Below are 14,947 nucleotides of genomic sequence, written 5' to 3'. Positions count from 1 at the left end.
TCCAATTATTTTTTGTATTACTTATAATATTGCTGTTTCGAGAAGTTACTCGAAAATTGTTCAATATATAGATTGTGCCAAACTTGGGTTGATAATATCCCTATAAAAGCCATGTTATCTTTGAATCCGATGACATGACCAGCCTTGATTTTAGCCATCAAAAGTTCTACTTTTCTCGAATCGAAATAGCCATAACGTGTGAGACAATCTTTGCTTAGCAATTCGTGTACGTAATCAGGTATTTTACCTGAAAAGAATGCCGCTATGTCTGGTGCCCGGTAGGGCTGCTTATGTCGTTGTACAATATTCTTTGGGATATACTTCTTCATCGCCTGCTTGAGTAGGTATTTTTCGTTTAATACCTTCATTTTTATGTTGGGATGAAGTTGGTTCGCAAATTCAATTACGCGGTGATCCAAGAACGGGAAGCGCCCCTCGACTGAATTTGCCATCAACATACGGTCTCCTTGAGAGCAAAGTAGATATCCTGCCATCAAAGTCTTTGCCTCAACATATTGCGCCCGATTAAAGTGATGCCAGTTTTTCAAATTCGGCGATAAATGCGCAGCTAAAACGTTTTCTGCATTTTCCTGTAATTGCTCTTTGAAAGAGGAGCTGAAAAAATGCTTACATTTTGATGTCGTGATCCAACGAGGGATATGCCCGAAGAAAGCGGCATTAGGCTCATCAAGACTCACACCATAGAAATTTTGCAGATACGTCTGTGCGCGACCAGGCGATACATCCAGATAAGGGTATAACCGTTTAAGTAACATTGGGCGTATTGCAGAAGAAGATTGTTTGGCCCAGAATTGCCTTAATTTACTTTCTTTGAAAATATCGTAACCACCAAGAATTTCATCAGCACCCTCACCGGTCAGCACAACTTTGTAGCCTTTATCCCGAACCAAATTTGATAATAATTTCATAGGTACGGGAGCTGTCCGTAATACTGGTGATTCAGTATGCCAAATGGTATCGATGAAGTGTTCGGCAATGTCTCGGTCATGGCATATGATATGACTATTGTTGGCATTGATCCGTTCAATCATCTGCTTTTGATGCTCTCTTTCATCAAATGATTTACTATCAAAACCGATGGAAAATGTTCGCAAAGGTGCATCACTAAAGTGATGAATCAAGGAGACCAAACTTGAAGAGTCTAATCCGCCAGATAAATAAGCCCCAACCGGGACATCAGCCCGCAGTCGAATTTGAGTGGCGTCAATAAGCAGATGTAGCAACTCTTCACGTAATTCTGATTCTGAACCGATACGGAAGTCATTTTTTTGCGGGAAGCGCCAGTCCCAATAGCGATGAGTTGAAATATTGCCGTGTTGGGCGACGAGAATATGTCCTGGCGATAATTCAAAGATATCTTTAAACATCGTTCCGGGAGAGACCGGAGACCAAAATGTCATTAGCTGCTCGAGAGCTGCTGGATTAATTGATGGTGCGGCCTGTTGTGATGCAAGAATTGCCTTTACTTCCGAACCAAACTGCAATTTACCATTCAGGGCAGTATAGAATAAGGGCAATATGCCTGCTCGGTCTCGTACGAGAATTAGTTTTTCGTTTGTTATATCCCAAACGGCGATAGCAAATTGACCATTTAATTTTGAGACAAAATCCTCACCATACTCCTCGTAAAGGTGGACGATTACTTCGGTATCCGTATGAGTATAAAAGGAATGGCCCCGACTTATGAGCTCTTGTCGTAATTCAATGTAATTAAAAATCTCTCCGTTAAACACTGTCCATACTGTCTTGTCTTCATTATGAATAGGTTGCGCACCGCCTTCTAGATCGATAATGCTGAGTCTGGCATGAGCCAGGCCGATTTTCTCATCAATATAGATGCCTTGACCATCTGGACCACGATGGTTGAGCATTTCGATCATCCCCTGAAGACTTTCGCGTTCTAATCGAAATTGTTCTCGAAGACCAAATATTCCAGCGATTCCGCACATAGTACTATTCCTTTAGACCGTTTTTTAAAATCAGCCAATTTAGAATTGTAGTCTCGTTTCAGTGATCAGTAATTGCTAGATTCTCTTTTCTTATTTTAGGAAAAGATCCTGAAACTGAGTTTGTGTTTAACATATAGGATTAATCATAATCTAAGACGAGAATTTTGCCATTTATTCACGGGTAATATGATATTGGTCAGCAGCCCTTTCACCAGTGTGTCAAAAAATAGAGAAATATGTGTGGGGCGTTAAAGAAAGAACACTATTTCTCTAGTGATAAGGCTATCGTTCAGAACTAATCTTCTCTTTCAGCAGAAGATAAGCGAATTTAGTATTGGTGACAAGATAACGCTTCCACATCCGACGTGGCTCTTGGATGATGCGATACAGCCATTCCAGCCCATATTTTTGCATCCAAAGGGGCGCTCGTTTTACTTTTCCTGCCACAACGTCAAACGTACCACCAACCCCCATCACAAAATCGACTCCCAGCTCATCTTTCCATTTATTGATGAAGTTTTCTTTCTTGGGGGAGGTGATGGCTACAAACAACAATCGAGCCCCAGAAGCTTTGATCTTGTCGACAACGGCTTGTTCATCATCCCAGAAATAACCATTGTGATAACCGGCAAGCGGTAACGTGGGGTACTTTTCTTGTACGGCCTGTGCAGTCTTGGAGACTATTTCTTGTCTTGCTCCTAATAAGAATACCGGAAACTGTTCATCAGCAGACATCTTGAGTAGTTCATGAAACAAGTCTATGCCAGCTACTCTCTGACAAACATCATGGCCCAGAAAGCGCGCTCCTAAAACCACTCCCATACCGTCAATATTGATGATGTCACACTCGGTTACCGAGCGTTTCAGTTCATCATCCTTCCGCATATTCACCAACTTGGCGACATTGACGACCACATGCTGGGTGAAGTGATGTGTTTTAATCCTTTCAGAAATAAGGCATACCGTATCTGTCATAGAAGCAGAGTCCATGGGCGCACCCAGAAAGTTAATCCGTTGCATAATGCACTCCTACAAATTGGTTGAAGTCGGTAAGTGATGAATAGGGCTAGGCTTGGAGAATAAGCCTAGCGACTGGCCTTGGGATTGAATATAGGACAGCCAGTTAGTTATGTTGCTAAGTGAAAACTCACTGAGTGCTTTAGGGTGTCCAATTACAACAAAGTTCTTGGGTCCGCTGTGCTCTGCTTTTTTATAATTATCAAGTAGTAGAGATGATTTATAACCATCAACGGAGACCACTGAACTCGAACTCCGGGTCAGCATTCTCAGTGTATCTTTCCTGCTGTTTTTGATTGCCACACCGTCACCAAAACAACGATGTTTTGATTTGTTTCCAAAAAACTTAGTTGCCGCGAATTTCCAAAAGAATAAAGGGGAGACGACTTGTGAAGAGATTGGAACTTCGTAGAATACTCCGTCCTTATCGGGTATGCACGGATCATGATGAAACCACCAGGAGTCCAGGCCTGGTGCGGAAGTGAAATCGAAACTATGACTTGAAGAATTAGCACAGCCACCTTGGAAGACTGTTGAATCAAGTGTGATTCCATTGCTCGATAAAGCTCTGCTAATATGAGGAAAAGGCTGAATGCACCAGCCCCCGGCTCTGAAAGCGAAAACCTTATGGTTCAAGTGGGAGTTTAGTTCAGTCGTTGATTGCTTAATAATGTCAGCAGCTTCGCAAGGGCTCCAGTCAAACAGACGAAAACGATCTCTAGCAATATGCCATCCTTCATCAGTAAAACGTGAGTTCATCCAGTGTGGATGAATATGGAGTTGTATCTGATGGCCGCAATTTTCGAGAAATTGTATATGGTGAATTATGTCACTATAGTCTTTTTGTAAAGTAGGATGAGACAGCATGTTGCTCTTTAATGCGAGCAAGTAGGTCGCGTCAACAAAAAATACGGCTTTGGCTTTGAACTGATCTAACGTCTCAAGCAGTTTATTGGTTGCCGTGACCATGGAAACCTGCGGTGTCCCTACTTTCTGGCCGAAAAAAATCTCATAATCAAGCGTTAAGATTGGCTTCATGAGGTTCCTCTTCAAACTCTGAAATGAGCTGCGTCACTTTATCTCGCTGCAATTTATTTAATCTGACTTTGCCATAGATACTTTTGCCATCTAACAGCATTTCAAGTAAAACCTGGTTCAGTTTTCTTGCATTAAGCATAGAAACCTCTGAATCTCCAAGACTAAACGTTTTTATGGCACCGGCTTTTTCTAAATAACACCTTGCTAATTCAGCATCTCGTTTAGCGGAATAAGCTGGATTGTGAGCCCGTGTTGAAACAGTATGATAGTCTTCTTCGCTTACACCAATACAAGGTATCTCATAAAGCTCTTCAGAATAAACGTTGAATGGCAAAAGGCTGCCTAGCATGTCTTCATAAACATGATTGCTAGTGACAGAGTTCAGCCCAACGCCGAACATCAGGATCTGTCCATTGAATAGAGATAACTTAGAGTAGGGACTATGTTTGTCAAACGGCGTTTTTGATAAATGATGTTCACCAATATATTCTCGGCTTTTTTTACCTACGGCGATGACCGAATGTGATGGGTGCAAACTTCGAACACAATCATCTCTTCTCATCAACAAATTTGAAATGTCACCCATACAATTTTTTGCGGAGCAAACACTAAAATTGTCAAGTGAACCTAAATAATCTTGAACATAACCCATAAAGGGCAGTGCAGGTGCAAGAAGGGTGCGTTTATTGAGATCCATGAGCTCTGTGATTGTAGCAACGACTGCTGGCGCTCCACCTCGAATCCTGCCGATATTTGAAATAGAAGAGTGGATGAGAACATCAGAGTTAAAATCAAATTTTTCAAGTACGGCTCTAACATCCTCGATAGGAACTTGTACCCGGAGCCTTCTTTCCTTGCAACGAGATAACTTCCTATCGAGAACAAGTTTATCTACTTTCTTTTGAAAAAAAATCGGTAGATACGCTTTAGCCGTTTTAATAAGCCTTTTCATTATTTAACTCCAGCAAGCAAGTTGATAAAGCATAAAACATCCAAGCTTGAGACCACCTTATATACGGTATCCTTGAAGTAAATAACCGGTTGATTTGGTAGTAGAAGTTACCGTTTTTTGACTGCATATTATCAATTGTCCAGTGTAAAACTTTCAGTGCAACGTCTTTGCCTTCACTAAACCGGTTCATTTTTGAAAGCGTTATAATCAACTGTGCAGGAGAATGAACATCTATAGGGTATGTTGAATTGTTGTAGTACTTAGGGACACCTGTATCGGTAAAGAAGGTATTTATATAATAATCAAACCCTTTATCAAGGCAGTCGGAAAAAGAATTATCTCCTGTGTATTCCTGGTACTGAGCCATACACTCCAGGTTATAACCACTATGAAAGCCATCAACCCATTGATGAAACGGTAGCGGGCTATATGGCCAGGATCCATCTATATTTTGTCCGGACTCAACGTATGCCATTGTCTTTTTGCAAAAGTCCAATAGCGATTTGTCTTGGGTGAAGCTGTACACTCTAGCTGCGAACCTGGATGCTAAGGCTGTTGCATTGTATACCGCAGATTGGTCGAAGCAGGTATAGGAGACAGAAATTGTGCCATCCTCATGTTCAACGTTATTCAGATCATTGAGAATAAATGGGATTATTCCAATTGCTTCATTAAGAACTTTTTCATCCTTGGATATTTCATAAAAATCCAACATTGCACAACCAATGTATGTTGATGCCACGATTTGTGGGGCGCTATAAGGTTGAAAGAAAGCTCTTGTTTGCCAGTAGCCTGGAAAACCCCAACAGTTACCGCTATAACCTGGTGTTTTCATTTCAACTAGCAACTCAAACAGTTCATAGCAACGTTGGTATGAGTCTTTCGAACCTGTGAGCTTATAGTGGGCAGAATAACCCGACAGCAGCAATCCCAACCCTTTGGGTATATATTGCTTCTTGATCCCCAGTACCCTTCTAAGGTTGACTGGAGACCTTTTGATCAGCTGCTGGATGACGAGTCGGGGGAGTCTGTATTTAAAAAGGAAAGTACTGTTAAATTTTCCAGAGAGGCCATCAAAAGGGTCATAACCCTTATAATTCTGATCTTCGATAAACTTTTTTAATCGAAGAAAAGACTCTTCTAATATAACGTTGTTTCCTATAAGCATTAACGCGTCCTCAATTTGAATCCTGACACCAAGTCGATGAAAAAAGTAATAGCAATATGTCGAGCTAGCATTCCTCTATTTCCCTAACGGCTTGTCGAACTTTCCCGTTTTTTGTTCTCTTTGGTAATAGCGAAACGATATTCACTTCAACATCAATAGAACGTCCAACACGTTCTTTGGTATTAGCGATCAACTGTGTTTTTTGTTCAGTAGTAAACAAATTTTTATCGACTACTGCCAATACTTGAATTCTCGTTAGTGATTTTTGGACAAATTGACAACTAATCAATCCCATTACATTCTTGGGAATGTGATTAAGTATATGTATTTTCTGACCATCCTCACCAATAAGGTAGTCACCATTTCGGCCATCAATATGATCAACTAATGGAAATACTCGTCCACATGGGCAAGATTCTTCATCAGATAAAATAACATGATCACCGGTTTTATAGCGGATAAGAGGTAAAAGAGTGTTGTTGAAATTCGTACCAACAATTTCGTGCCTTCCATCTCCAGCATCTAGTAATTCCACATGGGAGTAGTCTGATAAAATATGGTAGCGGCCATGTTCACAGCTCGCTATAGCCGCGACTCGTTCAAATGAGCCATACAAATCAAAGATAGTACAGTTGAAGCGTTTTTCTATTAGCTTTTTATTATCGGCTGAGAGTGATTCAGAGCTGGTTATTATTGACTTTAGCTTACCCGGGTAATACTCATTTCTAATATCTAGATATTTTGCTAAAGTAAGAATCGAAGAAGGGTAGGCTTGAATAATATCAACACCATAGTCCACCATCGCCTGGAGATATAAAGGCAGGTTTTCAGGTGCCATATGGAACGATGAGAGTAAGATCATATCTTCAAAATAGGAGAAGCGCCAAAATGGCTGTTGCTTTTGTTCTAAAGGAACGATCATATCTCCACGTATCCAGGCACGCTTATCCCCTTTTTTAAACCCGGCCCACTCTAAATGTCTTGCAATAAAAGCTTGTTCTCTTATCACTGACATCATATCTTGCTTAATCGTCAGGGGAGTACCTGTGGTTCCACTTGTTGAACCATTGATAATAATTCCTTTATAATCAGCACACAAAAATCCTTCTGGATCATCTCGTAAGTCTGTTTTTCCTATAAATGGAAACGATTTTACATTATTGTTGTCAATTTCATCTTTCTGGCTATAAAATGCGGCCTTTTCTTTTGCATTAACCAATGCACTTTTTAACATTTTTTTTGAGAAATCACTTGATATGTTACGATCAAACTCATTTCTTTTTATTTCTTTTAAAATTATGCGCTGTAATTTATTTTCCCTTGCTACTTTTCGTATAAAACCTCTGCATGTTAACATTATGTTTTGAATGATTATTGGTGAGAGCTTATATATATTACTTGTAAACATAATAAATTCCCCCTATGCGTTATTTTTCGTGGCTAGGTTCATATCAAGCTGGCCCATACGAACAAGAGATTCCAATCTAGCTTTAATTACAGACCTTCCTGCTCTTGATTTGTGCTGCTTCAATTAGAAATCCTGTTGCTATAGAAAATGTAATTAAAAACGGAGGTGATTCTAATCCAACATGTACAGATATGTTTAAAATTCCGCATGTAAATACTGGAGCAAGATACTTGTACTCAGCAGTTTTATCTTTCTGTGAATAATTCAGAAAAACTGAGGCTAAAAATGACAAAAATATTGCAACCCCAATCAAGCCTACTCTGAAAGTTATATTAATAATCGAAGAGTGCTGACCTCTAATAAACATGTGTTCTACTAGGTAAAGATCTGATATTCCAGAGTCATATGCATGATAAGCCCAATCGATTACATCTTGCCTTAATGGGAAGTATGAGATGCCGAAACCAGAACCAAAGCTATTATTATCAACAACTGAATCTAAATTACTTTTCCATGATTCTAATCGCCAATAGGTGTTTAAGTCAGATAAAAAATTATCAGAATAATATGGGGCGATAAACACAAACAACAGAGCGGTAATGATCATCAATTTCAAGTATAAATAGAATAATTTATTTAATGTAAAAAGACCCCATGAGAAATAACTTGCGACCATTATCAGATAAAACAATGCCCCTGTAGAAGCGTTAAAAGTACTGCCGTAGCCTAATGTTCTTTCTGCGAAAAAGCCAATTGTGATAATTAAAAATATAATATGATGTCTTATTTTATTTGCCATGCAAAAGAAAAACACATAACAAACTAAAAGCCAGATAAATCCTTTTTCTTGATAAAATGTATAATCATTGTTAATCAAAAAGTTTTGACTACCCAAATAGTATGCAAGCAACATATCTAATGAAATGAAAGAAAATATTATCTTTATAGCATTATTTGTTATAAATGAATTTATATCCTTGCTGGTGGTTTTAAAAATAAGCATTGAAGCTAAAATAATGATTGGCATCAATAATGAAAAGTATGAATGCCTAAATATATAGTTAAAGTCATATAGATAATTATCTGTCCAATTACCGAATAACATAGAAAACAATGTGTATATAAAACATAAAGTACAAAATACAAAGAGAATAATCAATGAGTTATTTTTTGGTATTCCATTTTTTATTCTTAATGCTGCAAGTGCTATTCCCATGGCTAAGATAACAATAAAGACTTTAACATCACGAATGGCGTCTGGTAAAAAAACTGAAAATGACAGAATAAATAGTATAAAAACAATGGAAATTCTTTTTGCGATGATAAAGCTATTTAAGTTCATTGATAGCTTTCCCTATGTTTGAAATATAGTCTCTTCTGTTTTTTAAAACACTAATATACAAATAGATATTGCGTATAATTCCGGCAAAGCACAGCATCACTAATAAATAAATGATGTCATCTGATTTGCTGCCAAACTTAAGGAATATCGAAGCAGATAAAATTGTTATTATTGAATATAGATAACTAGATTTTAAAGTATATGTTGTTTTTTCTATGGACAAAAAAAAGTCGGTTGCTGGCTGTGAAAATACGATAAGTATACTGTGAGCTAATAGTAAGTACATAATGTATAGAGAATCACTGACATTGATTAAAGGTGGGGTTTTGTACAGATGAATTATGTAAATGGTCATTGTTAGCAATATGGAAAAAAGGAGCAGACTTATTGTGCTGAAGGTGAATTGCTTTAAGGACACTTGCATGAACTTATATTTATCATCTACCACCATCTTCGACATTTTTGGCACGAAATAAGAGCTGATAGCTCTAGGAACTAAATGCATTATATAAAAGAATGATAACGAAAAACCAATTAGAGCAGAGTATTTAATATCAATTACTAACCCACAAATAAATGGTAATCCGCCAGCGGCTGCACTTAATAAAAAGTTGCTGAGTCCAACTTCTCCGGCTTTAATTTGATCTGATATAGAAATAAAATGAAATTTATGATTGAATAAATTTGGAATAAATAAAAATGCTGCTAATAGATAAGTAACACCGATTGATATCAATGGAGCTATACCTGTTAATATCAATGACGTTGTTATTATAATGCATGAAACGTCAACAGCGAGAATTTTTTTATATGCCCTTAATGTCAGGTTAAAATGTCTGAGTATTTGATAAAGCATCCACGAAAAAAGAAAAATCAAAGATCCCAGTATGTCTTTAACTAATCCGAATGTAGATATAAGATAAAGCATGAGTGCAAAAATAATATAATAAATAATGCTCGTAATCATCAATCTAAATAAATATTGTTCTTGATCCTGTAATTTAGGTATTTTTGTCATGACTAAACTTGACCAACCTATAGCGGTAAAATAGGATATTACGTTTAGAATAGACAAGTCGCTCGAAAAGTTACCTAATTCAATTAATGTATACAAGCGTTCAACAATTATGAACATCAATACTCTTTGTACACCAGGCATGCCAGTACAAAAAATAATTAACAAATTATCAGCTAAACATTTATATTTCATGTTTATGATGCCCATAACAAAAATATATCAACTTCTTTTTAAACAATACCGCGAGTATCAATCACAACCTTAGTTACAAGCCGGCTTCTATCCACAGTCTGAAATTCTTTGTGGTCAACAAGAATAACGACTATGTTAGCCTTTTCTAGAGCTTCATCTAATGAGGATAACTCGACACCTGCTTCAACAAGAACTTTTGGTATAGATTGTATATTTGGTTCGACTGCAAACAGTTGACCAATCTTTTGACTCACCAAGCTTTCAACGATTTGCAGAGCCGGACTTTCACGCAAATCATCAATATCAGCTTTAAAAGAAAGCCCTAAAAAGGCAATAACCGGGCGTTTAAACTCATTTGCTGCTCTAATAACCTGGCTGATTACATAGTTCGGCTTGGCATCATTTGTCTCCCGCGCTTGACGGATTAACGTAGCTTCTTCCGGGCAGCTATTGACAATAAACCAGGGATCAACTGCGATACAATGTCCGCCGACTCCAGGTCCTGGATTTAGGATATTAACACGTGGATGGCGGTTAGATAGTTTTACCAGTTCCCACACGTTAATCTTTAATTTATCACAAATAACGGATAGTTCGTTCGCGAAAGCGATATTAACATCACGGAAGGCATTTTCTGTCAGCTTTGCCATCTCAGCTGTTCGAGCGTTGGTGATAATACACTCGCCACGAACAAAGGTTTTATAGAATTCAACAGCTCTCTCTGAGCTGGCTTTGGACAGGCCGCCGATTAAACGATCATTGGAAACCAGCTCTTGCAATACATAACCGGGTAGAACCCGTTCCGGGCAATGGGCTATTTTAATATCGGCAATATCCCCTTTTTCTTGTGGAAATGTTAGATCATCGCGTAACTCTTTTAACCAGTTGGATAATTTTTCAGTGGTACCAACAGGAGATGTCGATTCCAAAATAACCAAGTTACCTTTTTCCAATACTGGTGCAATCGCTTTTGCTGCCGCTTCAATGAAGGAAATGTCTGGGTCATGGTTACTTTCTTCATTTTGTTTAAAAGGTGTCGGCACCGCAATAACAAAAGCGTCAGCCGGCTCTGGGCTAGTCGTCGCTCTTAACTTACCTGTGTTCACCACACCGCGAACAATAATGTCTAAGTCAGGCTCGACAATGTGGACTTTACCGGCATTGATGGTTTCTACAGATGCTTGGATTACATCAACACCTATAACATCTATGCCACGTGATGCGACCACTGCAGCTGTTGGCAGGCCGATATATCCTAGACCGATCACCGAGACTTTTTTGAAAGACATTATTACCTCCTAGCTATGCAATGGATTTTTACTTGTAAGTGTTAGTTGCTAATGCATCGAGAATGCGAGCACAGGCCTTGCCATCACCATAGGGGTTGGTTGCCTGGCTCATCTGGCGATAGGCAGCTTTATCTGTTAGTAGTCTGTGTAGTTCGTTAGTAATTGTTTTGCTGTTTGTTCCCACCAGTTTCACGGTTCCGGTATCAACGGCTTCGGGGCGCTCGGTAGTATCACGCATGACAAGTACTGGCTTGCCAAGGGACGGGGCTTCTTCCTGAATACCGCCGGAGTCGGTTAATATGATATCGGCTTGATCCATCAAATAAACAAAGGGTAGGTACTGCTGTGGCTCAATCAGCAGAATATTGCTGAAGCTAGCTAGCAGGCGGTTTACGGGTTCCTGAACATTGGGATTAAGGTGAACCGGGTAGATGATCTGGCACTCAGGGTGTGCTTTTGCTGTGTTTGCTAATGCTTCGCAAATACGCTCAAAGCCGCCACCAAAACTTTCACGACGATGGCCTGTTACCAGGATCAGCTTTTTCTCGGAATCTAACTGTGGAAGTACAGATCCTATGGTGGCGAAAAGGTCCGGGTTATTTTTGATGCGCTCAAGGATCATAAACAACGCGTCAATCACCGTATTGCCCGTGACAAAAATATTTTTAGCATTATAACCTTCGCTCAATAGATTGTTTTTTGAACTTTCGGTTGGTGTAAAGTGGTAGTGGGTCAGGCAGCCAGTGAGCTTGCGGTTTGCCTCCTCCGGCCAGGGAGAATAGATATTGCCTGTTCTGAGCCCAGCTTCGACATGACCGACTTGGATCTGGCGGTAGTAAGCGGCTAACGAGGCAGAAAACGTAGTGGCGGTATCACCGTGCACCAAGACGACATCGGGATCGAACTCTTCAAGTACAGGCTCCAATTTCTGCAAAATTCGTGACGTAACCTGGCCTAGATTTTGACCAGGTTGCATGATGTTCAGATCGTATTCTGGGCTGATCTCGAACAGTTCCAGAACTTGGTCCAACATTTCTCGATGCTGTCCGGTGACGCACGTTTTGGCATCAAAACGGGGATCATTGTTGAGTGCCGTTACTAAAGGAGCCATTTTAATGGCTTCGGGCCGAGTACCGAAAATGGTGAGGATCTTTTTCATACTTTCACTTCGCTGTGTGGCTAAATCAACAGTTAGGCCGAACGCTGCCCACTGTCTGCTGTTTGGATTTTGTACTGTTATAAAGCTGAGCGTCTTGAGATAGCAGAAAATGGGTGTTGATCAGGTGTAAGTTTGGTTAACTTGCTGCATCAGGCCTAGTAGGCTCACTCTTTTCATAGTCATCACACTTATCGGTATGACCGTAGGTTATGGAGTCTTTTTTCTCTAGCTTATTCAGGATCACGCCATCGATGGCTATATCGTGTTTGTTCATATTTGAGGTAGTGGCAATGAGCTGCTTGAGTTTAGTTTCACCTGCTTTCGCCACAATGATGGTTGCATCGGCTAATCGCCCTAGAACAAGTGCATCACTTACAACTAGAGCGGGTGGCGTATCGATGATAATTCGGTCATATTGCCCTTCAAGTTGAGACAGTAATTCAGCTAGCTTCTTCGAGCTTAATAACTCCAATGGGTTTGGTTGTAGCTGGCCGGCCGATAGTACATCCAGGCCGGATTGGTCGTCATGATAGATACACTTATCAATAGCCGCCCCCATTACGAGTAAATTGGTGAGGCCCAAGTTGTTTGTTTCCAGGCCAAAACGTTTACCAATGGCCGGGTGTCGCAAATCACAGTCGATCAGCAACACTTTTTCCATAGTGGCCATGGCTACAGCAAGGCTGATGGCCGTCGTGGTCTTGCCTTCACCGTGTATGGAAGATGTCACTGCAATTCGCTTATGTGGCTGGTTGGCCTGGTTAAGCAGTAATGATGTCCGGATCGATCGAACAGACTCCGTGAAGAGGCGCTGTTTTGTGTCGAAAAATAGGCTCGCATCCAGCGCTTCATTGCGCAATTTTTTTGATTTTACTGAGGGAATAGCCCCCAACAGATGTAAACCGAGTTTGTCTTCAATATCTGCGGTGTGTTCAATGGTGTTGCGAAATGATTCCAGCATAAAGACCAGTGCTGTTGCTAGCACCATTCCGGCGATAGCCGCGATACTGACTATCATGGCTTTTCGAGGTTTAGCTGGTTTCAATGGCGTCATTGCGTAGTCTGAGAAACGGGCGTTAGCCGCTTTAAAGTCGCTGGTTGCACTGGTTTCTTTCTGTCGGTTAAGAAACAGGTCGTACAATTGGCGGTTGCTCTCGACTTCCTGCTTCAGTGCATCGTATTTCGCTTCTTTGACAGTTAGGTGTTGGTATTCGGTTTTTTTTGCGGTCAGCGTTTTCTGTAGGCTGACTTCTTGTTGGCGGGCTATTTGGCGTTCTTTGTCCAGCCCTTTTACAAGCTGTGTTAGCAGCTTGGTTGCACTATTTTTGACGGTTTTCAGCTGCGCCTGTGCTTGAATCATCTTGTCATGCTTTGGGCCATATCGATTTGATAGCTCAGATACTCGTTGTTCAGCATCAATTTCACTTAGTCGAATATCACGCATTTGTGGGTGATTAGAGATTTCCGAGACTGATGACAGGCTGGCTAAGTCGGCACTTTTGTTTTGTTTGAGTAGGTACGATAATGATTCTGCGGCGATTCGGCGATCTCGCGCTGCTGATAGTCTAGTGGATAGATCAGACAGTTCAGTTGATGCTAATCCGTCAATGCCACTTAAGTCGATCAGCCCTTCCTGCTGCAAGAAATTGGCTAATTGCTGTTTAGAGTTAACGAGCTGCTGCTTCAACTCGCTCAGGCGCCCGGTTAGCCAACCAGAGGTTTGAGTTGTCATTGTTAGCCGGGCTTCCAAATTGGACTCAATGTAGCTGTTGCCGACTTCATTCGCGATACGAGCAGCCAGCTTAGGATTTTCCGATTCAAAGCTGATGTTCACCAGTTGGGTTTGTGGTAATGGTGCGATGGTCAGTTTTTCTTTGAAGGTAGTTAAAACTCTCTGCTTGAGTGCTTCTTGCGACAGCTCTTCATGCCGGTAAGGCTGGTTAAGTACAAGGGATTGAAACTTAGATTTAATGTTTTCCAGTAGACCCTGACTTTCATGCTGACCGTTAAATTCTGGCAAGGCGGATAAATTGAGTTTATCGATAACGCGTTCTGCAATCTGGTTCGATTTAAGGATTTCAAACTGGGTTAGGTAGTACTCCTTTTGGCTGGTGTCGATCCCGACAATTTCTTCAATGGATACCGCTTTCTGTTGTTGGGCTTCGATTAGCAAGACAGCAGTAGCGCGATAAACTGGGGTGATAGATAGCACCACCAATACAGTAATGGCCGTCGTCAGGATAGTGAGCCGAAAGATCGTCAGCCAATATTTTTGCAAAGTAAATAGGAACTTTCCTAAGTCAATCACTTCTTCTTTAAGTTGAAGGCTGTCAGTTGTTTTTTCCAGCATAAGCATACCCAGTTATTTATCAGAACCGATTAAAGGAGGAGAAG

At 40.3% G+C, this 14,947-nt stretch carries 11 protein-coding genes; all 11 read right to left on the bottom strand.

Annotation, left to right across the window (positions count from 1 at the left end; all coding sequences use genetic code 11):
* Positions 1 to 17 precede the first annotated feature (17 nt).
* The gene (gene asnB, locus AC51G0_RS22460) at positions 18 to 1,970 is read right to left on the bottom strand and encodes an asparagine synthase (glutamine-hydrolyzing) (protein ID WP_496303874.1); all 1,953 of its coding nucleotides are present in this window, start codon (positions 1,968 to 1,970) and stop codon (positions 18 to 20) included.
* Between the two features lie 282 nt (positions 1,971 to 2,252).
* Positions 2,253 to 2,990 carry a WecB/TagA/CpsF family glycosyltransferase gene (locus AC51G0_RS22455; RefSeq protein ID WP_496303873.1) on the bottom strand — a complete coding sequence of 246 codons (738 nt, stop codon included), beginning with the start codon at positions 2,988 to 2,990 and terminating at the stop codon, positions 2,253 to 2,255.
* A gap of 9 nt (positions 2,991 to 2,999) precedes the next feature.
* Positions 3,000 to 4,025 (bottom strand): polysaccharide deacetylase family protein, encoded by a 1,026-nt coding sequence (locus AC51G0_RS22450; RefSeq protein WP_496303871.1) that lies wholly within the window; start codon positions 4,023 to 4,025, stop codon positions 3,000 to 3,002.
* Positions 4,003 to 4,977, bottom strand: a complete 975-nt coding sequence (locus AC51G0_RS22445) for an AAC(3) family N-acetyltransferase (RefSeq protein ID WP_496303870.1) — start codon at positions 4,975 to 4,977, stop codon at positions 4,003 to 4,005. Before AC51G0_RS22445 ends, AC51G0_RS22450 begins: the two co-directional genes overlap by 23 nt.
* The gene (locus tag AC51G0_RS22440; protein WP_496303869.1) at positions 4,961 to 6,145 is read right to left on the bottom strand and encodes a hypothetical protein; all 1,185 of its coding nucleotides are present in this window, start codon (positions 6,143 to 6,145) and stop codon (positions 4,961 to 4,963) included. Before AC51G0_RS22440 ends, AC51G0_RS22445 begins: the two co-directional genes overlap by 17 nt.
* Before the next feature lie 64 nt (positions 6,146 to 6,209).
* Positions 6,210 to 7,553, bottom strand: coding sequence for a phenylacetate--CoA ligase family protein (locus AC51G0_RS22435; protein ID WP_496303868.1), 1,344 nt, complete (start codon positions 7,551 to 7,553; stop codon positions 6,210 to 6,212).
* Positions 7,554 to 7,635: 82 nt separating this feature from the next.
* Positions 7,636 to 8,895: an O-antigen ligase family protein gene (locus AC51G0_RS22430; protein WP_496303867.1), complete on the bottom strand. Its 1,260-nt coding sequence runs from the start codon at positions 8,893 to 8,895 to the stop codon at positions 7,636 to 7,638.
* Complete coding sequence (locus AC51G0_RS22425; RefSeq protein ID WP_496303866.1) at positions 8,882 to 10,105, bottom strand: hypothetical protein; 1,224 nt, start codon at positions 10,103 to 10,105, stop codon at positions 8,882 to 8,884. Before AC51G0_RS22425 ends, AC51G0_RS22430 begins: the two co-directional genes overlap by 14 nt.
* Positions 10,106 to 10,143: 38 nt before the next feature.
* Positions 10,144 to 11,394, bottom strand: a complete 1,251-nt coding sequence (gene wecC / locus AC51G0_RS22420) for a UDP-N-acetyl-D-mannosamine dehydrogenase (protein ID WP_496303865.1) — start codon at positions 11,392 to 11,394, stop codon at positions 10,144 to 10,146.
* Positions 11,395 to 11,422: 28 nt separating this feature from the next.
* Positions 11,423 to 12,553, bottom strand: coding sequence for a non-hydrolyzing UDP-N-acetylglucosamine 2-epimerase (gene wecB, locus AC51G0_RS22415; protein WP_496303864.1), 1,131 nt, complete (start codon positions 12,551 to 12,553; stop codon positions 11,423 to 11,425).
* Positions 12,554 to 12,689: 136 nt separating this feature from the next.
* A complete protein-coding gene (locus AC51G0_RS22410) occupies positions 12,690 to 14,903 on the bottom strand; it encodes a GumC family protein (RefSeq protein WP_496303863.1) in 2,214 nt (737 codons plus the stop codon).
* Between the last annotated feature and the right edge of the window lie 44 nt (positions 14,904 to 14,947).

The sequence above is a fragment of the Photobacterium sp. HL06 genome, from assembly GCF_059552575.1.
The sequence above is the reverse complement of the archived record's forward strand: the minus strand, read 5'-3'. Positions and strand labels throughout refer to the sequence as shown.